Origin of the sequence: Streptomyces sp. NPDC053493, assembly GCF_044544825.1 — a bacterium.
Classification (GTDB): Bacteria; Actinomycetota; Actinomycetes; order Streptomycetales; family Streptomycetaceae; genus Streptomyces.
Map to the genome: position 1 here is coordinate 187,945 of NZ_JBITXS010000001.1, position 23,935 is coordinate 211,879.

A 23,935-nucleotide genomic window follows, 5' to 3' on the forward strand; every position below is an offset into this window, starting at 1 on the left:
TTCCTGGTGGGGCCTCACAGAACCGTCGCCCCACCAGGCCGAGTCAACAGCCAGACACCCCATGTGATTGTAGGGTTTCTACATCAGCAGCTCGCAACGGTGGGTGGCGCCCGCGGTACCGGGCGTGATCCGCAGCCGCAGGCCCGCCGTGCCGGCGCCGAGCACCTCCACCGAGGCGTCGTGGGAGCGCACGGCCCGCACCGGCCGGTCCCAGACCAGCTCGAAGGGCGCTCCCGCCCGGGCCGGGTCGCTGATCCGCAGCGCCGCCGCGGTCCCGGTGCGCCGCAGCAGGACGCTCGCGGGCGCGGAGACGGTGAGCCGGTCCACCGTACCGGCCCGCCAGAAGTTGGCCGCCGTCAGCCCGAGGGACGGGACGGACACCGCCTGCCGGTCGGCGCCGTTGGCGAGGATCCGCAGCCAGCCCGGGTCGGCGGCGCGGGCGGCCAGGGTGCGCGGCGAGGCGCCCGGCATCAGCAGATAGGCGTAGGAGGCGTCCACCGGGTCCGTACCGTGGTCGAACCACAGGGTCTGGTAGCGGCGGGTGCGGCGCTCGGTGGAGCTGGTGGTGTTGATGTCGCTCCAGGCGCCGGTGCGTTCCTCGCGCAGGGTGCGCAGGTTTCCGGTGCCGGCCGGGAAGACCCAGCCGCCGTGGCCGGCGAGGTGCGCCCAGCCGGGCCCGGAGGTGAACGCCGCCGTGCCGTTCTCGCCGAGGCAGCGGTTGTCGACGACCGTCTCGACGGGCACGCCGTCCGAGGCGGTGATCCCGGCGCCCAGGCAGATGACGGTGTCGGCGGCGCAGAACCAGGACTTGCGGGCCTCCAGGGTGGAGCCGAGGCCCTTGAGGTGCTGGCCGACCGCCGCGAACTCGCCGTCGGTGGTGCCGCCGACCCACTTCACGGCCGGCCGCGGCGCGCCCCACTCGCCGCCGGCCCGGTCGGCGAGCCGCTTGGTGGAGACGGTGGTGCCGGGCAGCCGGTACGGGTCGACGGTCGGCCAGAACCAGTCGGTGTACTGGCCGCCCTGGCCCTTGGTCCACCAGGAGAGCATTCCGCTGCCGGTGTGCCAGCCGCGCGGGTTCTCGCCGTTGCCGCACTCGTAGTGGGTGATCCGGTCGGAGGCCATGGCGATGTTGGCGGCCCAGCCGGGACGGCGGTGCACGGCCCGGTCCATGGCGGTGAACAGCCGGTGCCCGGTGGGTTCGGGCGCGGCCGGGACGGGCGAGGCGGCCACGGCGTGCAGGCGGGCGAGGTCGGCGACGCCGAACTGGCGGGCGGCGAGGATCGGGGAGACGGTGTCGCGCTCGATCCAGCCCTTCACCCGGGCGTGCCAGCGGTCGCGCTCGGCCGGGCTCGCACCGCCGGCGAGCAGCGCGACGGCGGCGATGACGCCCTGGCCGTGGAAGTGGTCGGAGCGCATGACCTGCCGCTCGTCGTTCTTCAGGTAACCGCGGCTGATCGCGCGGCCGTTGACGCTGTCCATCATCAGGCCGTCGTAGATGAGCGGCGCGTAGGCGTGCTCGACGCTGTCGAGGACGATCTGCCGGTTCGGGTCGGTGACCTGCCAGCTGGACCCGGCGAGCAGGGTGAAGAGCCGGCCGAGGCCGTCGAGCATGACCTGGCCGTAGGTGCCGGAGTAGGCGACCCAGGTGTGCTGGACGAAGGAGCCGTCGGCGTAGAGGCCGTCGCCCTTGGTGACGTACGGGAAGACGGGCGAGAGGGCGTCGCGGGCGAGCGCGATCTTGGCTGGATTCGCTCCCAGGACGCCGCGCAGGGCGACCGAGCGGCACAGGTCGACGCGGTTGGCGCCGGTGGAGGTGCCGGTGTAGGAGCCGAGCACGCTGTCGGGCACGAAGTGGTCGACGGCGGCGCAGGCGGCGGCGATCCGGTCGGCGCCGAGCAGCGGGTGGAGCGCGGCGACGATGTCCATGAGCAGCCGTGGCGAACCTATCTGCCACTCCCACCAGTTGCCGTAGCGCTGAACGCCCACCTTGTAGATCCGCTCGGAGAGGTGGTCGAGGCCGCGCAGGACGTCGGCGAGGAGGGCGGCGTCGCCGGTGAGGCCGGTGCCCTCCTGGACGTAGGCCTGGGTCATGGTCCACAGCCGGGCGTAGCTCTGGGTGATGCCGGCCGGCGGGTCGAAGGCGTAGCCGGGCCACAGGGAGGTGGCGGTGGGCGCCATGGTGGCCCGGAAGCCGCGGGCGAGGGTGCCGGTCTCGGCGAGCCGGGAGGCGTAGGGCTCGGCCCCGGCGTCGTAGCCGGAGCCGAGCTGGAGGTCGAGCCAGCGCCGCCGCAGCGTCTCGAACTCGTCCTCGGCTGCGCCGTCGGCGGCGTGGGCGGGGGGTGCGAGCGCGAGGGCGGCCGCGGCGGCGGTGGTGGCCGTCAGGAAGGTGCGGCGGGACCAGAAGGGGACGGCGGGCTCGGGGACGGGGACGGGCACGGGCGCGGGCTCGGGGACGGGGACGGGCACGGGAGCCTCCCGGGAAGGTGGTGGGGACCGGTTGGCGCCCGGTGTAACACCCGTCGTCCGACGCAATCAATGAGCACGACAAGCGCTTTCTGCCCCGTCCCCCTTGCTCAGCCGCCGCAGTGGAAGCGCGCGTTCCCCCAGTCCGCGTGGTCGTTGCCGTTGCCGTCCCCGCCGTCGCCCGCGACGAGCTCGACGTACGAGGCGCCGCTGACGTCCGCGGTGAGCGACCAGGCGGAGTCGGCGGCCTTGAGGACCGGCGACGCGGTCTTCTCCACGCCGTCGGCGAGGACGCCGAACCGCACGGTGCCCCGGGTCGTCTGGACGTCGTCCACGCCGACCTCGGCGGTGAAGGAGGTGCACCGGCCGCCCAGGTAGTAGCGGACCCTGGCCGGTGCGTGGGTGCCCAGGCCCTTGGCGTAGGTCACGCCGCCGATCCGCAGCGGGCCGCCGTCGCCGGTGCCGGTCTCTCCGTTGGACAGGTCCCGCTCCACCGGGCCCCAGCCGTTGGCGGCCGAGGTCCAGTCGAGGTCGCTCGCCCAGGCGTCGGCGGTGGGCGGCGGCGGCAGGGTGCGGACGGTGGTGGCGGCGGTCAGCTTCCGGGGCGTGCCGCCGACGCCGTACGTGACGGTGGCGCCCAGGTCGTAGGGCCGGTAGACGGCGTCCACGGGCGGAGTGACCCGCCAGCCGGCGGTGGTGGTGCCGCCCGCGGCGACCGGGTCGAGGGCGACGGGCCCGGCCGGTTCGGCGATCCAGCCCTCCGGCAGGGTCAGCGACGCCTGGGCGCCGGAGACGGCGGCGGCCTCGTCGTTGGTGAAGGTGGCGGTGACGGTGTTGGCCCGGCCGGGCTCCAGCGTCTCGGGCGCGGTCACGGTGAGCGTGCCGCAGGCGGCGCGCTCGGCGGCCGGGCCGAGGTCGGTGACGGTGAAGCGGTCGAGGACGAAGTCGGCGCCGTCGGGTGCGTCGGCGCGCTTGCGCAGGCCGGTCCAGGTGTCGCCGCAGCCGGCGGTCACGGTCTGCGCGAAGTGCGCGGTGGTGCGCTGCTGCCCGATCGGGGTGCGGCGGGTCTCGACGGGCGCGCCCTGTCCGGTCGTACGGTCGTAGCCGGTGACCCACTCGTAGGCGCCGGCGTGGCTGGACTGGTAGTCGTACTCCACGCGGTAGGTGTGGCCGTCCGTCATCGGGACGGTCCAGGGCGCGGTGCGGTAGACCAGGCCGCTGTTCTCGTCGTGGGACTTGAGGGACTCGGCGCCGTCGAGGACGTCGTCGACCGCCTTGCCGTTCCAGCCGGCCTGGGTGTACGGGGCGTGGAGCTGGGCGATGTGGGTGCGCGGGTCGGTGGTGCCGCCGGCGTCGCCCTTGAGGAACGGGCCCCAGCCCTGGTCGACGGTCTCGAAGTCCTCGTGGACCACTGCTCCGGCCGTGGTCGCCGGGCCGCCGGCGACGATGCGGACGTCGTCGAGGCGGACCTGGGCCGCGAAGCCGCCCGCGGCCTCGATCGTCAGCGGCGTGCTGCCGGTGGCGGGAGCGGTGAAGGTGACCTTGGCGCGCTGGAAGCGGGTGCCGTTCCAGTCGGAGGCGGCGACCCGGTCCTCCAGTGGGGAGCGGGCGACGGTGACGGACCGGCCGCCGATCGACAGGGTGGTCGGCCGGGTCTTGCCGGGTTCGACCTCGACGAGGACGGAGGCGGTGTAGGGCGCGCCCGGTGTGAGGCCGGTGATCTGCCGGCGTACGGAGGCGGTGGCGGAGCCGGTGAGCTTCGCGCTGTTGCGGCCCTGGGCGTCGGTGTCGCGGACGACGGTGCCGGCCTTGGTCCAGGAGCCGAGCCGGGCGTCGTTGAAGCCGGGGTCCTTGACGAGGGTGCCCTCGCCCCAGCGCGGGTCGGGCTGCGCGGGCGCCTGGTTCGGGTAGAGGACGTAGGGCTGCCCGGCGACGGCGTCGAGGGTGACCCGGCCGCCGGCGGGCCGGACGGTGGCGGTCTTTACGCGGCCGTTGTCGGTGAGCTGGTAGACGGTGTAGGAGCCGGTGCCCGCGGGCACCGCCCAACTGGTCTTCCCGCCGGTCTTGTTGTAGTGGTAGAGCTTCGTGCCGCCGGCCCAGGGCAGCAGGTAGGCGTCGCCGTCGAGGACCTTGCGGCCGCCCTCGTAGAAGGTGCGGCGACCGTTCTCGAGGGTGCCGCGGACGCCGCCGGTGAAGGTGATGTCGTTGCCGTTCCAGCGGGTGATCCGCTGGTGCTGGAGGTACTTGGCGGGCAGGTCGCGCTGCCAGATGTTGGCGGTGAAGGCGGTGTGGTCGGTCTCGCCGGTCCAGCCCTCGAAGTCGACGAGCGCGCTCTGGCCGAGGACCGGGTGGTCGTTCCAGACGTCCTTCTCGCCGTTGCGGATGAAGCGGATGATCTGCGAGTTGAGGCCCTTGTTGGTGGCGCCGCCGTAGTCGAGGTCGTTGGCCCAGTGGGACCACAGCGAGGCGCGCTCGAACTTCTCGGACCACTCGGTGGCGACGTTCCAGCCCTGGGCCTGCACGGCCTGCATCGTCTTGTCGGCGATCCAGCCGTGCGTGTAGTAGACGTCGATGTAGAGCGTGGAGAGGTTGGGGTCGGTCTCGTCGCGCAGCTGCTGGAAGCGGCGGGCGAGGTCGCCGCTGTTCACGTCCCGGCGCTGGTCGATGTAGTAGCTCTGGTTGAGCCAGTTCCAGCCGGGCTTGGTCTTGTCGACCAGGGTCTCGCTGAAGTTCCTGGCCTCCGGGTAGGCCTCGGTGGCGTTGACGTGGACGCCGAAGCCGGCGCCCCACTTCCTGCCTTCCCTGAGCAGGGTGTTGAGGTCGGCGAGTCCTCCGGCGCGCTTGTTGTAGTTGCCGCCGTAGTCGGGGTGGGCGGAGTCGTGGCCCTCGGAGGCGTATCCCTTGAGCAGCGCGAACTGGCCGAGTCCGTCGGTGGCGAGCGAGACCCGCTTGACGTCGTCGAGGGTGCGCAGGAAGGGGTGGGTGGCGTTCGAGGCGAAGTTGAACGGGATGTGGGCGATGACCCGGTCCGGGGTCTGGTCGCTGCCCGGGGCCTTGATGCCGATGGTGCGGAAGGCGACGGCGCCGTCCTGCCAGTCGACGGTCCCGTCGCCGTTGGCGTCGGGGCTGACGACGACCTTGGCCCAGGGCAGGTGGTCACCGCTCTCGGGCTGCGGGGCGCCGGCGCCGCGGTAGGTCCACTGGCCGGACCAGACGCCGACCCGGGTCTCGGTGGCGCCGGTGTCGGTGGTGCGGGTGCGGGCCTGGTGCCAGAAGCGGGCGCCGTCGCGGGCCGAGGCGCCGGAGGGCTTGTCGTAGGAGGAGTTGGACTCGACGGCGGCGGCGAGCCGGCCGGTGTTGACGATCGCGTAGCTGGCGCCGGAGGCGGCGGCCTCGGCCGGGGTGGCGGCGGTGATCGGGGTGAAGACGTCGGCGGTGCGGGTGGAGTCGGGGTCGAGCCGGGTGAAGGCGGTGGCGGCCCCGGCGTCGCCGGAGCCGACGGAGACCAGGTCGTGGCCGGGGATGTCGATCGTGCCGACCCGGAAGGTCTCGGTGTCGCGGACGGCGGTGACCTTGAAGGTGGTGGCGCGGCCGCCGACGCCGATCCGGGCGTCGATCTCGACGCCGGGCAGGGCCGGGAAGACGAGGGTGTACGCGGCGGAGTCGGCGGTCACGACGGGCGCGGCCTTCGGCCGGACGGCGTAGCCGGTGCCGTTGAGGACGACCTGGGTGACCGGGGCGGTGGAGCCGAGCAGCCGGGCGCCGGAGGCGCGGTCGGTGTAGGACAGGACGCGCGGGAAGTCCTCGGCGACGGCGACCGTGAGCTGGTCGGAGCCGATGACCACGGAGTCGGCGGAGGTCGTGGCGGCCGCTCCGGCGGACGCCGCGGTGGCGGTGGCGGTCGCGGTGGCGGCGGTCCTGGGGCCCGCCGCGAGGGCCGGTCCGGCCAGCGCGTACACGGTGGCCGAGGCGGCCGCCAGCGCGCAGGCCGCACGGAATCGGGGTGTGGTGGCGAGGGACATGCGCACTAGTTGGCCCGCGTGACGGAGCACCGTCAACGAGATGGCCCGCGCATGCCCTCTCCAGTCCAACAACCCCTTCCGGTTAGTCCAAGTGCCTCAGCAGCCGCCGCAGTTGTAGTAGGTCACGTCCCAGTGGCTGCCCTCGTCGGCGTAGACGTTGCCCGAGCCGGACTTCCACTGCGGCGCGCCGTCGCCGCGCAGGCCGATGTAGGTGAAGGTGTTCTTGATGTAGTTGCCGACGCAGGTGTACTTGCTGAAGTCGAGCTTGTAGCCGTTCCAGTGCGAGTAGGTGCCGCTGGCGTGGCCGGTCTCGGTGCCGCCGGTGATGTTGAGGGCGCAGCCGCTGGCGCGCTTGAGGGTCTGGGCGCCCTGGGCGGTGGCGAGGTTGAGCTGCTCGAAGGACGTACAGGTGGAGTTGTAGCGGTCGGAGCAGCCGCCGGACGAGGACCAGGTGATGCCGACCTCGCGGAACATCGAGGTCGCGGTGGCGTGGCTGATCTTGGTGACGGCGTGGGCGTCGGTGGCGGTGGACAGCACGCCGAAGCCGGGCGCGAAGAGCGCGCCGAGGACCAGGGCGAGTGCGGTGAGGACCGAGCGGAGCTTCATCGGGGATGCCTCCTGCGGTGGACCGTGTCGATGGGGACGGCTGTGCAGGTGGTGCTGATGGCGCAGGGAGATGGTGCCGCAGCTCTACGCGCGTCCGCCAGAGGGCCTCGGGGCCGCGCGGGTGAACTTCGAGAGACTCTCCGGAAGAGATGTTGAAAATTGAACGGAATAGGGTTATGGTCGATCTCGTTGAAGGTTCAACAAAGCGCCACCCCGGCGCCCGCCAGCGCCTCCCCCGCGCACCGTCCCCAAGGAGCAGTCATGGGTCTCTTCAGCCGCAAGAACAACGAGTCCGCCGTCGCCACCGCCGTCGCCACCCTCCCCGTCGACCCGGCGCTCGCCGCCCTGACCGGCGAGTACGCCATCGACCCGGCGCACAGCAGCATCGGTTTCACCGTCCGTCACGCGATGGTCACCAACGTGCGCGGCTCCTTCGCCGAGCACGAGGGCACGCTGACGCTGAACGGCTCCGACCCGGCCGCCTCCAGCGCCTCCATCGACGTGAAGATCGCCTCCGTGGACACCGGCATCGCCGACCGCGACGGTCACCTGCGCAGCGGCGACTTCTTCGACGCCGAGCAGTTCCCGCTGATGACCTTCCGGTCCACCGAGGCCGCGCACCTGGGCGGCGACAAGTACCGCGTCACCGGCGACCTGACCATCAAGGACGTCACCAAGCCGCTCTCCATCGACCTGGAGTTCAACGGCACCGCCACCGACGTCTACGGCAACGAGCGGGTCGGCTTCGAGGGCTACGCCGAGATCCTGCGCTCCGAGTGGGGCCTGACCTGGAACGCGGCCCTGGAGACCGGCGGTGTCATGGTCAGCGACAAGGTCAAGCTGAACTTCGACATCTCCGCCGTCAAGAACGCCGCCTGACGACCGTCGGGGCCCGCCCCGGCCCCTCCTGAGCGCGCCCGCCTCTCCGTTCCCCGCGGAAGGCGGGCGCTCGGCGTTCGCGCTGTTCCTGCTCGTCGGTCCCGCTCGTCGGTCCCGCTCGGCGTTCGCGCTCCGTGTGTCCGCTCGCCGTGTCAGTCGCCGGACCGCGCGTCCGCGGCCGCCACCACCGTACGGATCAGCCGGCCGTTCTCCAGGGCGCCCGGGCCGCCGAGGAAGGCGAAGCGGCGGCGGGCGTAGCTGTAGGAGAGGGCACGGGAGGGATCGGCGAAGGACTGGGAACCGGTGACGCCGCTGTGGCCGACGGCGGTCGGGCCCAGTTCGGGATGGCGGGTGGCGAGCGGGACGAAGCCGAGGGCGAAGGCGTTCTTCTCGCCGGTGACCAGGTCCCTGCCCGAGGAGTGGACGCGGGAGACCTCGTCGAGGGTCTCGGGCTTCAGCAGCGGCGGCAGCCCGTCGAGCTCGCCCGCGACCGCCGCGTACATCCGGGCGAGGCCCCGCGCGCTGCCGACGCCGCCGGCGGAGAGCGGGCACGCGGCGTGCACGGCACGGGAGTTGCCGTACGCGACGGCGTCGAAGGGCGGGTCGGCGTCCAGGTCGAAGGCGACGGCCAGGAGGCTGCCGGGAGCGGCCGGCCGCGCGTCCAGGAAGGCCTGCTGGGCCGCGGTGGGCCGCAGCGGCAGCGCCGGGCGGAAGCGGGGCTCCAGCTCCTCGGGCAGGCCGAGGTGGTAGTCCACGCCGTACGGGACGCGGATCCGCTCCTCGTAGTGCTCCTGGACCGTGCGGCCGGTGGCCCGCAGGACCACCTCGCCGACCAGGGCGCCGAAGCTCAGCGCGTGATAGCCGTGGCCCGTGTCCGGCTCCCAGTACGGGCGGTGGGCGGCGACGCGGGCCGCGACGAGCCGGTCGTCGGTGAGCTCGTCGAGGCTGAAGCCGCCGTCGACGCCGATCGCGCCGGACCGGTGCGCGAGCAGCGCCCGGAGCGTGGTGCCGCCCTTGCCCTCGGCGGCGAACTCGGGCCACCAGGACGCCACCGTGCGGTCCAGGTCGAGTGCGCCGTCCTGCACGAGGAGGGCGACGACCAGGGCGGTGGCGCCCTTGGCGGAGGAGTACAGGGCGAGCAGCGCGTCGCCGTCCACTCCGTCGCCGCCCCACAGGTCGACCACGAGCCGGCCCCGGTGGTAGACCGCGAGCTGGGCGCCGCCGTCACCGGCCTCCCGGGCGACGACGCTGGCGAACCGCTCCCGTACGGACTCGAATCCGGGCTCCACCGTGCCGTGGACCTCGCTCATGCGCACCTTCCCCCTGGTCGTCGCGCGCTGCCTTCAGAGAGCGGAACGATCAAGGACGCGTCCGGATTCCCGGCCGGACGCGCGGCTGGTGGCGAAGAGGAGCACGGCGGTCAGGACGACGACGACTCCGGTGGCCGCGTGGATGCCGAGGGCGGCGGCGTAGGTGCCGCCGTGGCCGAGCACGGCGAGCGCGTCGCCGAAGGGGACGATCGCCAGGAGCAGCATCACCCAGGCGAGCGAGCGGCGCCGGCCGAGTGCGAGGAGGGTGAGGACGACGGCGCCGTTGGCGAGGTCGCGGGCCGCCTTGACGCCGAAGTAGCCGGCCGCCTGCCCGTCGGGCCAGGACGGGATGCCGAAGCCGGAGGCGGCGGCCTCGGGGAACAGCGAGAAGTTGATGCCGAACCAGAGGCAGGCGAGGCCGAGGAGGACGGACAGGACGGTGCCGGCGCGGTGGGCGAAGGACCGGCGGGAGGCCGTGGACAGGGTGGACACGGTGGACGTGCTGGACATGGAAACCCCCTGGGAGACGGGACACTCGTCGTCCTAGCGGCGCTAGGACTGATAGCAACGCTAGCCCTAGCTGCGCTCGATTGTCTAGCGGTGCTAGCGTCTTCTTCATGTCCACACCGCAGCAGCGCCGAGAGCGCGAACGAGCCGACCGCCACCGGCTGATCGTCAGGGCCGCCCGCGAGCTGGCCGAGACCGAGGGCTGGGCCGCCGTCACCACCCGCCGGCTCTCCGAGGCCGTCGCCTACAGCCAGCCCGTCCTCTACAGCCACTTCGCCGGCAAGGACGCGATCGTCACCGCCGTCGCCGCCGACGGCATCGAGGAACTGACCGGCGCCCTGCGCGCCGCCCGCACCGGCGCCGACGGGCCCGTCGCCGCGCTCACCGCCCTCGCCACGACCTATCTCGACTTCGCCCGCGCCCATCCCGCCCTCTACGAGGCGATGTTCGTGCAGCGCACCGCGCTCGAGTTCGCCACCGACGACTCGCCGGAGATCCTCAAGGCCGCCTTCGCCGAGTTCCTCCTGACGGTGGGTCCGCTCGCCGGCGACCGCGACACCGACACGCTCGCCGAGCTGACCTGGAGCACCCTGCACGGCCTCGCCACCCTCGACGGCAGCGGCCGCCTGCGCCCCGAGCTCGCCGCGGGACGCCTGGAACTGCTGGTCGACGCGATTGTCAGTGGCGGTCGCTAGCGTCGGCGGCATGGAACTCCGTATCGACAGCGGCGCGTTGACCGAGGCGGTGGCCTGGGCCGCCCGCGTGCTTCCGGCCCGCTCGCCCCTGCCCGTCCTCGGCGGCCTGCTCCTGGAGGCCGGCGAGGACGGGCGGCTGCGCGTCTCCGGCCTCGACCACGAGGCCTCGGCGCGCATCGAGGTGGACGCCGAGGTGGCGCGGGCAGGACGGGCACTGGTGCTCGGCCGCAGACTCCTCGACATCTGCAAGGTGCTCCCCCAGGGCCCCGTGGAGTGCGCGGTCGACGGCGCCCGGCTCGCGGTCACCGGCGGCGACGCCCGCTTCGGGCTCTCGCTGCTGCCCCTGGACGACTGCCCGGACCGCCCGGCCCTGCCCGCGCCGCGCGGCACCGTGGACGCGGACGCCTTCGCGGCGGCCGTCGGACAGGTGGCGGTGGCCGCCGGCCGGGACGACGCGCTGCCGGTGCTCACGGGCATACGGCTCGGCCTGGACGGCACGACGATGACGCTGGCCGCGACCGACCGTTACCGGTACGCGGTGCGCACCCTGGAGTGGAAGCCCGCGGCGGACTCCTCCGCAGCGGCCCTGGACGTCGTGGTGCCGGCCCGCCGGCTCACCGAGCTCGCCCGCTCGCTCGCCGGCGCCGGGACGGTCCGGCTCGCCCTGGACGGCGGCACCCTCGGCTTCGAGAGCGCCGGGATGAGCACCACCACCCGTCTCATCGACGGACGGCTGCCCCGGCACGACAAGCTCTTCGCGCTCGGCGAGCACGCGGTGGCCGTCACGGCGCGGGCGCCGCTGGTCGAGGCCGTGAAGCGGGTCGCGGTGGTGGCGGAGGGCGACAGCCCCGTACAGCTCGCGTTCGACGGCACGACGGTGCTGCTCCAGGCCGGTTACGAGGACGACGTGGCCTCGCAGCGGCTGCCGGCCGCGCTGACCGGCGCCGCGGCGGTGACGGTCGCCTTCAACCCGGGCTATCTGCTGGACGCGCTCGGCTCCTTCGAGGCGCCCGAACTGCGGCTCCGGCTGCTCGGGCCGGGCCAGCGGGCGCTGATCACCGACGCCGGCGAGGACGGGGAGCACGGCGAGCGCGGCGCCGGCACCCACCGCCATCTGCTGATGTCGGTGAAGCCGCTGGTCTAGGGGGTCGCCCTCTAGAAGCCGCCGCCGCCGTCGAAGCCACCACCGCCGTCGAAGCCGCCGAAGTCGTTCGACCCGAAGTCGCCGGGGCTGAAGTCGGCCCCGGAGAAGTCGCCGCCCTGGAAGTCCTGGAAGTCGCCGCCGCCGTACTCGGCGGCGTAGGCCGGGGTGGAGAGCATCGAGCCGAGCAGGGTGCCCACGAGCAGGCCGGGCAGCATGCCGCCGCCGAAGTAGCCGCCCGCCCACGGGCCGTACGCCGGGCCCGCCTCCCAGTAGGGGCGGCGGCCGCCGTCGGTGTCGACGGTGCGGGCCTGCGGGTCGAGGCCGTCCTCCAGGCGGGCCGCGTCGGCGGCGCAGACCGGGACCTCGCGCGGGGCGCCGCCGGCCGGGGTCCAGGTGCGGTCCTCGACGGACGGGCCGTGGCGCGGGTCGAAGAAGCAGGGCGCGCGCCGCTCCGGCAGCGGCCGGTGCTCGCGGCGGGCGGCCAGCACGGCGAGCGAGTAGCGGCCGTCCTCCAGGGCCTCGGTGACCGCGCGCACCTCGTGCGGCCGGCTGACCGAGCCCATCAGGGACTTCGCCCGGTCGTAGGAGTCGAGCGCCCGTTCGTAGTCGCCGCGCATGGCGTCGTCGGCGCCCGCCTCGGCCGGGTGGAAGTCGAGCCGCTCCAGCTCCTCGCCGAAGGCGGTGATGTCCTCGTCGACGACGACCCGCAGCCGGTCGAGGGCGGCGCGCTCCTCGGCCTCCTTGCGGAGCCGGTTGCGGCGGACGACCGCGTAGGCGCCGGCGCCGCCGGCCACGACGACCGCGCCGAGGGTGACGAGCCCGCCGACCGGCACTCCGGAGTCCTTGCCGACCGAGCCCCAGGAGCCGGGTGCGGAGCCGCGCATGCCCGGCAGGGCCTGGTCGACGAAGTTGTTCAGCTCGGTCTTGGCGTCCACGCCGGGCTGCCGTACGGAGGTGACGAGGTTGTCGACGGCGTCGCGGGACATCACGGTCCGGTCGGCGCCCGCGTCGAAGCCGTTGCCGAGGCGCACGGCGTAGAGCCCGGTGATCCCGGTCTGGGTGCGCAGGTTCCGCAGCAGGTCCTGGGGCGGGAACTGCGCGTTCGCCGGGAGCACGGCCACGAAGAGCGGCTTGTCGGCGTCCTTGATCTTCTTCGCGAGGGCGTCCGCGTCGCCCTTGGACAGCTGGCCCGCGGCGCCGGGATCGACGTACACCGGGCCCTGTTTCAGGGCGGCGGCCGCGTCGGGTATCCCGGTGGCCCTGGCACCCGCGGAGGGCGCCAGGACCATCAGCAGCATCAGCGTCAGCCCGGCGAGGGCCGACCACACGGATATCGCCCTGGTCCTCATGATTCGACGCTACCCGAACGGCATCGAACAGGACATAGCGGACCATCCGCCGGGTGCTCTATTCGGCAGGTTCGATGCCCGCCCGCAGCAGCCCGTAGGTGAAGGCGTCCTCCAGGGCCTGCCAGGAGGCGGCGATGACGTTCTCGCCGACGCCGACGGTCGACCACTCGCCGTTGCCGTCGCTGGTGGTGATCAGGACGCGGGTGGTGGACTCGGTGCCGTGGCGGCCCTCCAGGATGCGGACCTTGTAGTCGACCAGCTCGAACTTGGCCAGCGGCGGGTAGAACCGCTCCAGGGCGGTGCGCATCGCGCGGTCGAGGGCGTTGACGGGGCCGTTGCCCTCGGCGGTGGCGACGATCCGCTCGCCCTTCGCCCACAGCTTCACGGTGGCCTCGTTGGCGTGGGTGCCGTCCGGCCGGTCCTCGACGATCGCGCGCCAGGACTCCGTGCGGAAGTAGCGGCGCGGCCGACCCTCGGCCTCCTCGCGCAGCAGCAGCTCGAAGGAGGCGTCGGCGGCCTCGTAGGTGTAGCCCTTGAGCTCGCGCTCCTTGACCCGCTCGACCACGCGGGCGACCAGCGCCCGGTCGCCGCCCAGGTCGACGCCGAGCTCCTTGCCCTTGAGCTCGATGGACGCCCGGCCGGCCATGTCGGAGACCAGCATCCGCATGGTGTTGCCGACCAGCTCGGGGTCGATGTGCTGGTAGAGGTCCGGGTCCACCTTGATGGCGGAGGCGTGCAGGCCCGCCTTGTGCGCGAAGGCGGAGACGCCCACGTAGGGCTGGTGGGTGGACGGCGTGAGGTTGACGACCTCGGCGATCGCGTGGGAGATCCGGGTCATCTCGGCGAGCGCGCCGTCGGGCAGCACCTTCTTGCCGTACTTGAGTTCCAGGGCGGCGACGACGGGGAACAGGTTGGCGTTGCCGACCCGCTCGCCGTAGCCGTTGGCGGTGCACTGGACGTGGGTGGCGCCCGCGTCGACGGCGGCGAGGGTGTTGGCGACCGCGCAGCCGGTGTCGTCCTGGGCGTGGATGCCGAGGCGTGCGCCGGTGTCGGCGAGGACGGTGGCGACGACGGCCTGGACCTGGGCGGGCAGCATGCCGCCGTTGGTGTCGCACAGGACGACGACGTCGGCGCCGGCCTCGTGCGCGGCGCGGACCACGGCCTTGGCGTAGCCGGGGTTCTCCTTGTAGCCGTCGAAGAAGTGCTCGCAGTCGACGAAGACCCGGCGGCCCTGGGAGCGCAGGTAGGAGACGGTGTCGCGGACCATCTCCAGGTTCTCGTCGAGGGTGGTGCGCAGCGCCAGCTCGACGTGCCGGTCGTGGGACTTGGCGACCAGGGTGATCACCGGGGCACCGGAGTCGAGCAGCGCCTTGACCTGCGGGTCCTCGGCGGCGTTGCCGCCGGCCCGGCGGGTGGCGCCGAAGGCGACGAGCTGCGCGTTCCTGAACGCGATCTCCTGCCGGGCGCGGGCGAAGAACTCGGTGTCGCGGGGATTGGCGCCGGGCCAGCCGCCCTCGATGAAGCCGACGCCGAAGTCGTCGAGGTGCCGCGCGATGGTCAGCTTGTCCGCGACGGTGAGGTTGATGCCCTCGCGCTGCGCGCCGTCGCGCAGCGTGGTGTCGAAGACGTGGAAACTGTCGTCGACATGGCTGTCGTCGAGGCGCGGGCTCTCGCCGTTCTCCGTGGTCATGACTGTGATGGCTCCTGTCGGATGTGGCTCCGGAAGGTCTGGATCCACTTGCCCCCATTCTCACGCGCCGTCCGTTTCCGGCGGTGGTGGGGCCGGAAAACGAAAAAACCCCTCGCGGGTGCGAGAGGTCTGCGCGCGGGTCTGGGGCACGGTGGCCGCTGCCGTGGGGGTTAAGTCCCACGGTTCAGCGGTCACTGCGGACCGGCGCGCTGCTGCCGATAATCATGGTGGTAGCGAGCACGTCGGCAGTCTGCCACACCCGCGCGCGGCGGCGGACGCGAATCTCACGATGCGGAATCGGCCGCCGTCCTGGCGGGTACGGCCGCGCCGACGGCGCCGTCCGCGGAGCGTCCGACCCGGCCCAGGTCGATGTCGCGGGTCTCGCGCATCGTCACGTACACGACCAGCGAGACGGCCGCGCAGCCCGCCACGTACCAGTAGTAGCCCGACTCGGCGCCGGCGTTCTTGAACCACAGGGCCACGTATTCGGCGGTGCCGCCGAAGAGGGCGTTGGCGACGGCGTAGGGCAGGGCGACGCCGAGGGCCCGGACGCCGGTCGGGAAGAGCTCGGCCTTCACGCAGGCGTTGATCGAGGTGTAGCCGGTGACGACGACGAGCGCGAGCAGGGCGAGGCCGAGGGCCGGCCAGAAGGAGCCCGCGTGCTTCAGCATCGTCATGATCGGCACGGTGAGGAGGGTGGAGCCGACGGCGAAGGTGATCAGCAGCGGGCGGCGGCCGATCCGGTCGGAGAGCCGCCCGGCCAGCGGCTGCAGACAGGCGAAGACGATCAGCGCGCAGAAGGACACCAGGGTCGCGGTCTGCTTGGGCAGGCCCGCGGAGTTGGACAGGTACTTGGTGAGGTAGGTGGTGTACGTGTAGTAGGCCACCGTGCCGCCCATGGTGAGCGCGACGACGAGGAAGGCCTCGCGCCGGTGCGCCCACAGCGCCTTGAGGGTGCCCTTCTCGCCGCTGCCGACGCCGGTGTCGGCGCTCTCCTCGTACACCTCCGTCTCCAGCATGGTGCGGCGCAGGTAGAAGACCACGGCCGCGCCTAGCGCGCCGACGACGAACGGGATGCGCCAGCCCCAGCTGTGCAGGGCCTCGGCGGACATGGTCCGCTGGAGGACGATCTGCAGGCCGAGGCCGACGATCTGGCCGGCGGTCATCGACACGTACTGGAAGCTGGAGGCGAAGCCGCGGTGGCGCGGCGCGGAGGCCTCGGTGAGGTAGGTGGCGCTGGCGGCGTACTCGCCGCCGACGGACAGTCCCTGCAGCAGGCGGGCGACGAGGAGGACGGCGGCGCCGCCGTAGCCGGCGACGGCGTAGGTCGGCGCGACGGCGATGAGCACCGCGGAGGCCGACATCAGCGTCACGGTGAGGGTGAGGGCCGCCTTGCGGCCCTTGCGGTCACCGACCCGGCCGAGCAGCCAGCCGCCGACCGGGCGCATGAAGAAGCCGACGGCGAAGATGCCGGCGGTGTTCATGAGCTTGGCGGTGTCGTTCCCCTCGGGGAAGAACGCTCCCGCGAAGTAGGTCGCGAAGCTCGCGTAGACGAACCAGTCGAACCACTCGACCATGTTGCCGGCCGAGCCGACCCAGATCTTCTTCCAGTGCTCTCGTCCCATGGCCCCGAACCGTGCCGGAGACAGCCGCGCGACGACAAGGGCGCACCGGGCAACGATCGGGAGTACTTACGTGCCTAAAGATCACGGAAGCAGGGTTTCGGCGATGAACTCCCTGACGTGGGCGATGACTTGGTCGCGTCCGGTGCCCGGGATGCCGACCGCGACATGGACGCTGAAGCCGTCGAGCAGGGCCCGCATCCGGTGTGCGAAGCGGTCCGGGTCGACGGGCCGGAACTCGCCGCGGGAGACGCCCTCGGCGAGGATCGCGACGAGGTCGCGGTGCCAGGCTCCCTCGATGGCGGCCTGCCGGGCGCGGGCGTCGTCGTCGGCGTTCTGCGAGCGGTTCCAGACCTCCAGCCAGAGCGTCCAGTGCGGGTCGCGCGGCCCGTCGGGCACGTACACGTCCACGTATCCGTCGAGCCGATCGCGCGCGGTGCCGGGCCGCGAGAGCAGCGCGCTGCGCTCGGCCCCGAGCCGGCCCTCGCTCCACTCGAGCGTCTGCAGCAGCAGCTCGTCCTTGGTGCGGAAGTAGTAGAGCAGGTGTCCGCTGCTCATCCCGACCTGGCGGCCGAGCCCGGCCATGGTCAGCCCCTCGAGCCCGCGCTCGGCGATGGTGCCCATGGCGGCGGCCAGCACGTCCTCGCGGGGCGGGGCGGACTGGTTGCGCCGGCGGGGCGCGGGGTGGGAGGTCGGGTTGCTGCTCTGACTCACTCGTACGTTCTACAGGATCCGGCCGTCGGGCCCACGCCCGAAGGCGGCGGCCGTCACATCGGCATGCGGGCGGGTCACGCGGGTGCCTCCGGGGCGGGGACGACGCGGACGGCGTCGGGCACGAACAGGGTCTCGTAGGGGCCGCAGCAGTCGGCGTACGCGGTGGCGACCTCCGCGCCGCAGGCGCAGACCCGGTTGACGCCGTCGTCGCCGGCGGGCCCGCAGCAGCCGACCAGGCGCCTGATCTCCGGGTGGAAGCCGAGCGGCAGGACGTCGTCCGGGTGCAGCACGTACTGGCCGCGGAGCCCGGCCGAGACGAGGAGTCCCCGCTCGTCCGACCGCCAGGGTCCGCCGGGATACGTCCCGTCGTACGCGTCCTCGTCCTCGCACGCGACGAACGGGGCGCCCCGGTGCTCCGGCTCGACCGCGTACCGTGCCCGCGGCATCGTCGCGGGCGGGCGCCGCCGTCCGTCGGGTCCGGGCAGTCCGTCGTATCCGGGCCGCTCGGGCACCGTGTCCAGGAGCCGCACGGCTTCGGTGAGGGGTCGCGCGCACGCGGCGCAGATCAGCATGTCCACCGGGTGATGGTGCTATGGGCCCGCCGGCCGTGGACACCGGTTTTCCGGGGAGCGTACGGCGCCCCGGAAAACCGGTGTCCGGGGAAAACCGGTGTCCGGCCGGCCGGACGGTCAGACCGCCGGCTGCTGCTGGGTGATGCAGTGGATGCCGCCGCCGCCCGCGAAGATCGGGCGGGCGTCGACGAGGACGACCTCGCGCTCCGGGAAGAGACGGCGGAAGATCTCGGCCGCGACCTCGTCGTGCGGGTCGTCGAAGCCGCACAGCACCACACCGCCGTTGCAGAGGTAGTGGTTGATGTACGAGTAGTCGACCCAGTCGCCCTCCTCGTCCTTCAGGACGGTCGGGGCCGGGACCTCGATGACCTCCAGCGGACGGCCCTGGGCGTCGGTCTGGCCGCGCAGCAGGTTGACGTAGAGGCGGGAGCGCTCGTAGTCGGGGTGGTTCGGGTCCTGCTGGCTGTGGACCAGGACGGTGCCCGGCCGGGCGAAGGCGGCGACGATGTCGACGTGGCCCTGGGTGCCGTAGAGGCCGTAGTCGCCGGCCAGGCCGTGCGGCAGCCAGATCGCCTTGGTGGTGCCGAGCTTCGCGTGGATCTCGGCCTCCACCTCCTGGCGGGACCACTCGGGGTTGCGGCCCGCGCCGAGCTGGACGGTGTCGGTGAGGAGCACGGTGCCCTCGCCGTCGACGTGGATGGCGCCGCCCTCGTTCACAAGGGGGCTGCTCAGCACCGGCACGCCGGCCGCGTCGGCGACGTGGCGGGCGATCTTCGAGTCGTGCTCCCAGCGGGCCCAGTCCTGCGCGCCCCAGCCGTTGAAGACCCAGTCCACGGCGGCGAGCCGGCCCTCCTCGTCCTTGACGAAGGTGGGGCCGATGTCGCGCATCCACGCGTCGTCGAGCTCCCGCTCCAGCAGCTCGACGTCGTCACCGAGCAGGGCGCGGGCGGAGTTCCCGTCGCCGGGGGCCACCACCACGGTGACCGGCTCGAAGCGGCGCACGGCGCGGGCCACCGACGCCCAGGCCTCGCGGGCCTCGGCCAGCTCCTCCTCGTTGGTGAAGGTGGGGTTCGGGCTGGGCCAGGCCATCCAGGTGCGCTCGTGCGGGGTCCACTCGGCGGGCATGCGGTACGTCATGGCGAAGAGTCCTAAGCGGGTTCAGAGGAAGTAGAGGCGGTTGAGGGAGACGGACTCGGCCGCCTCGGAGCGGATCGGCGAGCCGTCGAGCGAGACGAGGCCGGTGCGGCCGTCGACCTGGACGTCTCCGATGCGCGAGTTGAGCAGCAGGTCCGCGGGCCCGATGCCGCGTGTGCCGCGCACGGCGACCCGGCGGCGGCGGGTGGGCAGCCGGTCGCCGCCGAGGTCGATCGCCGCCCGGGCGACGAAGGCGACCGAGATGTCGGCCGCGGTCGCTCCGTGGGCGCCGAACAGCGGGCCGAGGACGAGCGGTTCGCAGGTGTCGGTGGCCGCGTTCGGATCGCCCACGACCCCCCACGCGGGGAAGCCGGACTTCAGCACCAGTTGGGGCTTGGCGCCGAAGTACTCGGGCCGCCACAGCACGATGTCGGCGAGCTTGCCGACCTCGATCGAGCCGATCTCGTGTGCGAGGCCGTGGGCGATCGCCGGGTTGACGGTGAGCTTGGCCATGTAGCGCAGGACGCGCGCGTTGTCGTCGTGCGCGCCGTCGCCCTCCATGGGTCCGAGCTCGGCCTTCATCTTCCCGGCCATGGCGAAGGTCCGGCGTACGGTCTCGCCGGCCCTTCCCATTCCCTGCGCGTCCGACGACGTGATGCCGATCGCGCCGAGGTCGTGCAGGACGTCCTCCGCGCCCATCGTGCCGGCCCGGATCCGGTCGCGCGCCATCGCGGCGTCGCCGGGCAGGTCGGTCTTCAGGTCGTGGACGGAGACGATCATTCCGTAGTGCTCCGCGACGGCGTCACGGCCGAAGGGGAGCGTGGGGTTGGTGGAGGAGCCGATGACGTTCGGCACGCCCGCCATCTTCAGGACGTTGGGTACGTGTCCGCCGCCGCAGCCCTCGATGTGGAAGGCGTGGATGGTGCGGCCGTCCAGGACGCTGAGGGTGTCCTCCACGGACAGGCACTCGTTGAGGCCGTCCGAGTGCAGCGCGACCTGGACGTCGTGCTCCTCGGCGACGCGCAGGGCGGTGTCCAGGGCGCGGGTGTGGGCGCCCATGTCCTCGTGGACCTTGAATCCGGACGCGCCGCCCTCGGCGAGGGCCTCGACCAGCGGGGCGGGGTCGGAGGAGGAGCCGCGGCCGAGGAAGCCGATGTTGACCGGCCAGGCGTCGAAGGCGTTGAAGGCGTGCTTGAGGGCCCAGGGCGAGTTGACGCCGACGCCCCAGACGGGGCCGAACTCCTGGCCGATGATCGTGGTGACGCCGCTGGCGAGCGAGGCCTCCATGATCCGGGGCGAGAGCAGGTGGACATGGGTGTCGACGGCGCCGGCGGTGGCGATGAGGCCCTCGCCGGAGACGATCGAGGTGCCGGTGCCGACGACGACGTCGACGCCGTCGAGGGTGTCGGGGTTGCCGGCCCGGCCGATGGCGTGGATGCGGCCCTCGCGGATGCCGATCGACACCTTGCGGATGCCCTGGACGGCGTCGATGACGAGGACGTTGCTGATCACGACGTCGCAGGTCTCGCGGACGGCGGCGGCCTTGAGGTGGAGTCCGTCGCGGGCGGTCTTGCCGAAGCCGGCCAGGAACTCGTCGCCGGGCTTCTGGGAGTCGGACTCGACGCGCACGACGAGGCCGGAGTCGCCGAGGACCACCCGGTCGCCGGCCCGCGGGCCGTGCACGGAGGCGTACTCGTAGGGATCCATCAGTTCTCCTCCTTGTCGGGCTCCGCGCCCAGGTAGCCGCAGGCCGCGGCCCTGCGCAGGGCCTCCTCCTTCGCGCCGGGCGCGTCCAGCGGCCCGTCGACCAGACCCGCGAAACCGATCGCGACCCGCGCGCCGCCGATCGGCACCAGGCCGACCTCGGCCTCGCCGCCCGGATCGAAGCGGAACGACGCACCGGCCGGAATGGCCAGCCGCATGCCGTAGGCGGCCGCACGGTCGAAGACCAGACGCGGATTGGCCTCGAAGAAGTGGAAGTGCGAGGTGACGCTGACCGGAACGGTCGCCGTGTTGCGCACCGCAAGCGTGAGCGCCGGCTCGGCCTCCTCGGACTCCGGCCCGGGCAGCAGCGCACCCGGCGCCCCGGCGCCGAGGGTGCCTCCGCCGATGGGGTCGGAGACGACGGCGAGCCGTGAGCCGTCGTCGAAGACCGCCTCGACGTGGACCTCGGTGACGACGTCGGCGACGCCGGGCAGGACGTCGTCGGGGCCGAGCACGGAGCGGGCCGCCTCGATCGCCTCGGCGAGTCGCTTGCCGTCGCGGGCCGCCTCGCAGACCGTGTCCGCGACAAGGGCGGTCGCCTCGGGCACATTGAGCCGCAGGCCCCGGGCCCGGCGGGCGCGGGCGAGCTCAGCTGCGCCGAAGAGCAGCAGCCGGTCGCGTTCCGTGGGGGTCAGTCGCACTTCCGTACACCTCCTGTTTGAGTGCCACTCTAAATGTTGCGTCCACATCTTCCAAGCATTGACGTGACTGACACACCTGGGTCACATTGGAAGACCTTGAGCGCCACTCTAAAACCCGTCCCCACGGCGCTCAGCCCCCGAACCCCCCACTCCCCTGCCCCGTCCCCCATCCCCCGGGAGTCCCCATGGCGATAGAACAGCGCGGAGTCGACACGATCCCCGAGGCGGAACGCACCAGCGGTCCCCGCGACCTCGTCTCGATCCTGCTCGGCTCCAACCTCTGCCTGGGCGTGATCGTCTTCGGCTGGCTCCCGGTCTCCTTCGGCCTGGGCCTGTGGGCCTCGGTGACCTCCGTCGTCACCGGCACGCTCGTCGGTGTCGCCGTCACCGCGCCGCTCGCACTGGTCTCGCTGCGCACCGCCACCAACCTCTCGACCTCCTCCGGCGCCTTCTTCGGCGTCCGCGGCCGGCTCGTCGGCTCGGTGGTCGGCCTGCTGCTCTCGCTCGGCTACACCGCGCTGACCCTGTGGATCGGCGGCGACGTGATGGTCGGCACCCTGGAGCGCCTGGTCGGCCTGCCCACCGGCGGCGCGGCGCACGCCACCGTCTACGCGCTGCTCGCCGCCCTGACCGTGGTCGGCGCCGTCTACGGCTACCGGCTGCTGCTCAAGCTGAGCAAGGCGCTCGCGGTCGGCATGACCGTGCTGCTCGCCATCGGGATCGTCGCCTACGCCGGCGACTTCACCACCGCGCCGGTGGCCGACACGCCGTATCTGCTCGGCTCCTTCTGGCCGACCTGGCTGCTCTCCGCCGTCGCGGCCGGGCTCAGCGGCCCGGTGGCGTTCATCACGCTGCTCGGCGACTACACCCGCTACATCTCGCCCGCCCGGCACAACCCGAAGAAGGTCTGGCGCGCCACCTGTCTCGGCCTGGTCGTCGGCCTGCTGGTCCCGCAGCTCTTCGGCACGTACACGGCGCTCGCCGCCCGCGGCGGCCTCGACTACGCCGGACCGCTCGTCGCCGCCTCGCCCGTCTGGTACCTGGTGCCGCTGCTGATCGCCGCCACCGCCGGCTCGGTCGGCAACGCCGGACTGATGCTCTACTCGATGGGCCTCGACCTCGACGCGATCCTGCCGAAGGCCACCCGCGCCCGGGCGACCCTCGTCGTCGCCGGCGTCGCCACCGCCTTCGTCTTCCTGGGCCACTTCGCCTCGGACGCGCAGTCCGCGATGACCTCGTTCGTGCTGCTGCTCACCGCCATCGGCACGCCGTGGGCGGTCATCACGCTGATCGGACACCGCCGTTGCCGCGGTACGTACGACGCGGAGGCGCTCCAGGTCTACAACCGGCGCTCGCGCGGCGGCGTCTACTGGTACGCGGCCGGCTGGCACCCGCGCGCCACCGCCTCCTGGGCGATCGGCGCGGCCGTCGGTCTGGCCGCCGTGTCGACCCCGCTCTACGAGGGCCCGCTGCTCTCGCTGACCGGCGGGATCGACTGCAGCTTCGTCTTCTCGGGCATCGTGGGCGGTCTGCTGTACGCGGTGCTGACGCCGGCCCGGCCGACGCTCCTGGTCCCGGTGCCGGACGCGGGCACGGACGCGGGCACGGACGCCGGCCCCGAAGCGGACGCGGAGACGAAGACGGAGCCGGGCCCGGACGCGCAGGCGCCCGGGACGGTGGCCGTCCCGGGCGCCCTGGTGGACTCGGAGTCGTAACCCGAAGCCTTACTTGGCTCCGCCCAGCTCGTGCATCCAGCCGTGGACGTCCTCGGCCTTGCCGGTCTGGATGGCGAGCAGCGCCTCGCGCAGCTTCATCGTGACCTCGCCCGGCTGTCCGCCCGACTGCTGCCACTCGCCCCGGGCGGACTTGACCGTGCCGACCGGGGTGATGACGGCGGCGGTGCCGCAGGCGAAGACCTCGGTGAGGGTGCCGTTCTCGGTGTCGGCCTGCCACTGGTCGATGGAGACGCGGGCCTCCTCGGACTCGTAACCGAGGTCGCGGGCGACCTTGAGGAGCGAGTCGCGGGTGATGCCGGCGAGCAGCGAACCGGTGAGCGTCGGGGTGACGATCTTGTTCCCGTACACGAAGTACAGGTTCATGCCGCCGAGTTCCTCGACCCACTTGTGCTCGACCGCGTCGAGGTAGCAGACCTGGTCGCAGCCCTTGGCCGCCGCCTCGGCCTGCGCGAGCAGGGAGGCCGCGTAGTTGCCGCCGGTCTTGGCGTCGCCCATGCCGCCGGGGACGGCGCGGACGCGGTCCTCGGAGGCCCAGATGGAGACCGGCTTGACGCCGCCGGGGAAGTACGGGCCGGCCGGCGAGGCGATGACCACGAACAGGTACTCGTTCGCCGGGCGGACACCGAGCCCGACCTCGGTGGCGATCATGAACGGACGCAGGTAGAGCGAGGCCTCGCCGCCGTGCTCCGGGACCCACCGCTCGTCCTGCCGGACCAGGACGTCACAGGCCTCGACGAAGGTCTCGACCGGCAGCTCGGGCATGCCGAGCCGGTGCGCGGAGGCCTGGAAACGGCGGGCGTTGGCGTCGGGGCGGAAGGTGGCGACCGAACCGTCGGGCCGGCGGTAGGCCTTCAGGCCCTCGAAGATCTCCTGGGCGTAGTGCAGGACGTTGGTGGCCGGGTCGAGCGAGAGCGGGCCGTACGGCACGAGCTGGCCGTCGTGCCAGCCGCGGCCCTCCGTCCAGCGGATGGTGACCATGTGGTCGGTGAAGTGCCGGCCGAATCCCGGGTTGGCCAGGATCGCCTCGCGCTCCGCGTCGGACAGCGGGCTGGAGGAGGGCTTGAGCTCGATGGTGGGCGTCGTCATG

General features: G+C 72.9%; 18 protein-coding genes. 4 read left to right on the forward strand and 14 right to left on the reverse strand.

The features are described 5' to 3' along the window. Positions 1 to 78 precede the first annotated feature (78 nt). From ACIGO8_RS00860 to ACIGO8_RS00870, 3 genes are all read right to left on the reverse strand, one after another. Positions 79 to 2,436 carry a polysaccharide lyase 8 family protein gene (locus ACIGO8_RS00860; protein ID WP_399724218.1) on the reverse strand — a complete coding sequence of 786 codons (2,358 nt, stop codon included), beginning with the start codon at positions 2,434 to 2,436 and terminating at the stop codon, positions 79 to 81. 137 nt (positions 2,437 to 2,573) lie between these two features. Next, positions 2,574 to 6,485 (reverse strand): endo-alpha-N-acetylgalactosaminidase family protein, encoded by a 3,912-nt coding sequence (locus ACIGO8_RS00865; protein ID WP_399722365.1) that lies wholly within the window; start codon positions 6,483 to 6,485, stop codon positions 2,574 to 2,576. A gap of 96 nt (positions 6,486 to 6,581) precedes the next feature. Further along, complete coding sequence (locus tag ACIGO8_RS00870) at positions 6,582 to 7,091, reverse strand: hypothetical protein (protein WP_399722368.1); 510 nt, start codon at positions 7,089 to 7,091, stop codon at positions 6,582 to 6,584. A gap of 261 nt (positions 7,092 to 7,352) precedes the next feature. On the opposite strand from ACIGO8_RS00870, the gene ACIGO8_RS00875 reads away from it, so the two are divergent. After that, positions 7,353 to 7,970, forward strand: a complete 618-nt coding sequence (locus ACIGO8_RS00875) for a YceI family protein (RefSeq protein ID WP_399722371.1) — start codon at positions 7,353 to 7,355, stop codon at positions 7,968 to 7,970. Positions 7,971 to 8,122: 152 nt separating this feature from the next. Here the strand turns inward: ACIGO8_RS00875 and ACIGO8_RS00880 are convergent, their stop codons facing one another. Continuing rightward, a complete protein-coding gene (locus ACIGO8_RS00880; protein ID WP_399722374.1) occupies positions 8,123 to 9,280 on the reverse strand; it encodes a serine hydrolase domain-containing protein in 1,158 nt (385 codons plus the stop codon). Between the two features lie 33 nt (positions 9,281 to 9,313). Beyond that, entirely contained in the window at positions 9,314 to 9,790 is a 477-nt protein-coding gene (locus tag ACIGO8_RS00885) for a DUF4267 domain-containing protein (protein ID WP_399722377.1), read from the reverse strand. 107 nt (positions 9,791 to 9,897) lie between these two features. On the opposite strand from ACIGO8_RS00885, the gene ACIGO8_RS00890 reads away from it, so the two are divergent. Next, positions 9,898 to 10,482, forward strand: a complete 585-nt coding sequence (locus ACIGO8_RS00890; RefSeq protein ID WP_399722378.1) for a TetR/AcrR family transcriptional regulator — start codon at positions 9,898 to 9,900, stop codon at positions 10,480 to 10,482. A gap of 10 nt (positions 10,483 to 10,492) precedes the next feature. Next, a complete protein-coding gene (gene dnaN / locus ACIGO8_RS00895; protein ID WP_399722381.1) occupies positions 10,493 to 11,626 on the forward strand; it encodes a DNA polymerase III subunit beta in 1,134 nt (377 codons plus the stop codon). Positions 11,627 to 11,637: 11 nt separating this feature from the next. On the opposite strand, the gene ACIGO8_RS00900 is transcribed toward dnaN, so the two are convergent. The 8 genes from ACIGO8_RS00900 to ureA form a co-directional block, all read right to left on the reverse strand. Beyond that, positions 11,638 to 12,975, reverse strand: coding sequence for a hypothetical protein (locus tag ACIGO8_RS00900; protein ID WP_399722385.1), 1,338 nt, complete (start codon positions 12,973 to 12,975; stop codon positions 11,638 to 11,640). Between the two features lie 58 nt (positions 12,976 to 13,033). After that, positions 13,034 to 14,665, reverse strand: coding sequence for a citramalate synthase (gene cimA, locus ACIGO8_RS00905; protein ID WP_399722388.1), 1,632 nt, complete (start codon positions 14,663 to 14,665; stop codon positions 13,034 to 13,036). Positions 14,666 to 14,949: 284 nt separating this feature from the next. Beyond that, positions 14,950 to 16,290, reverse strand: a complete 1,341-nt coding sequence (locus tag ACIGO8_RS00910; protein WP_399722390.1) for an MFS transporter — start codon at positions 16,288 to 16,290, stop codon at positions 14,950 to 14,952. Between the two features lie 81 nt (positions 16,291 to 16,371). After that, positions 16,372 to 16,911 (reverse strand): TetR/AcrR family transcriptional regulator, encoded by a 540-nt coding sequence (locus ACIGO8_RS00915; RefSeq protein WP_399724221.1) that lies wholly within the window; start codon positions 16,909 to 16,911, stop codon positions 16,372 to 16,374. A gap of 164 nt (positions 16,912 to 17,075) precedes the next feature. After that, on the reverse strand, positions 17,076 to 17,579 hold the full coding sequence (locus ACIGO8_RS00920) for a hypothetical protein (RefSeq protein ID WP_399722393.1): 504 nt from the start codon (positions 17,577 to 17,579) through the stop codon (positions 17,076 to 17,078). Positions 17,580 to 17,690: 111 nt separating this feature from the next. Further along, positions 17,691 to 18,710, reverse strand: coding sequence for an agmatine/peptidylarginine deiminase (locus ACIGO8_RS00925; RefSeq protein WP_399722396.1), 1,020 nt, complete (start codon positions 18,708 to 18,710; stop codon positions 17,691 to 17,693). A 21-nt stretch (positions 18,711 to 18,731) separates the two neighbouring features. Further along, positions 18,732 to 20,414 carry an urease subunit alpha gene (locus tag ACIGO8_RS00930; RefSeq protein ID WP_399722399.1) on the reverse strand — a complete coding sequence of 561 codons (1,683 nt, stop codon included), beginning with the start codon at positions 20,412 to 20,414 and terminating at the stop codon, positions 18,732 to 18,734. After that, positions 20,414 to 21,112 (reverse strand): urease subunit gamma, encoded by a 699-nt coding sequence (gene ureA / locus ACIGO8_RS00935; protein ID WP_399722401.1) that lies wholly within the window; start codon positions 21,110 to 21,112, stop codon positions 20,414 to 20,416. The genes ACIGO8_RS00930 and ureA overlap by 1 nt, the downstream gene beginning before the upstream one ends. Positions 21,113 to 21,297: 185 nt before the next feature. Here ureA and ACIGO8_RS00940 point away from each other — a divergent pair, with 185 nt between their 5' ends. Then, positions 21,298 to 22,827, forward strand: coding sequence for a cytosine permease (locus tag ACIGO8_RS00940; protein ID WP_399722404.1), 1,530 nt, complete (start codon positions 21,298 to 21,300; stop codon positions 22,825 to 22,827). 9 nt (positions 22,828 to 22,836) lie between these two features. Here the strand turns inward: ACIGO8_RS00940 and ACIGO8_RS00945 are convergent, their stop codons facing one another. Further along, on the reverse strand, positions 22,837 to 23,934 hold the full coding sequence (locus ACIGO8_RS00945) for a branched-chain amino acid aminotransferase (protein ID WP_399722407.1): 1,098 nt from the start codon (positions 23,932 to 23,934) through the stop codon (positions 22,837 to 22,839). Position 23,935: the final 1 nt, after the last annotated feature.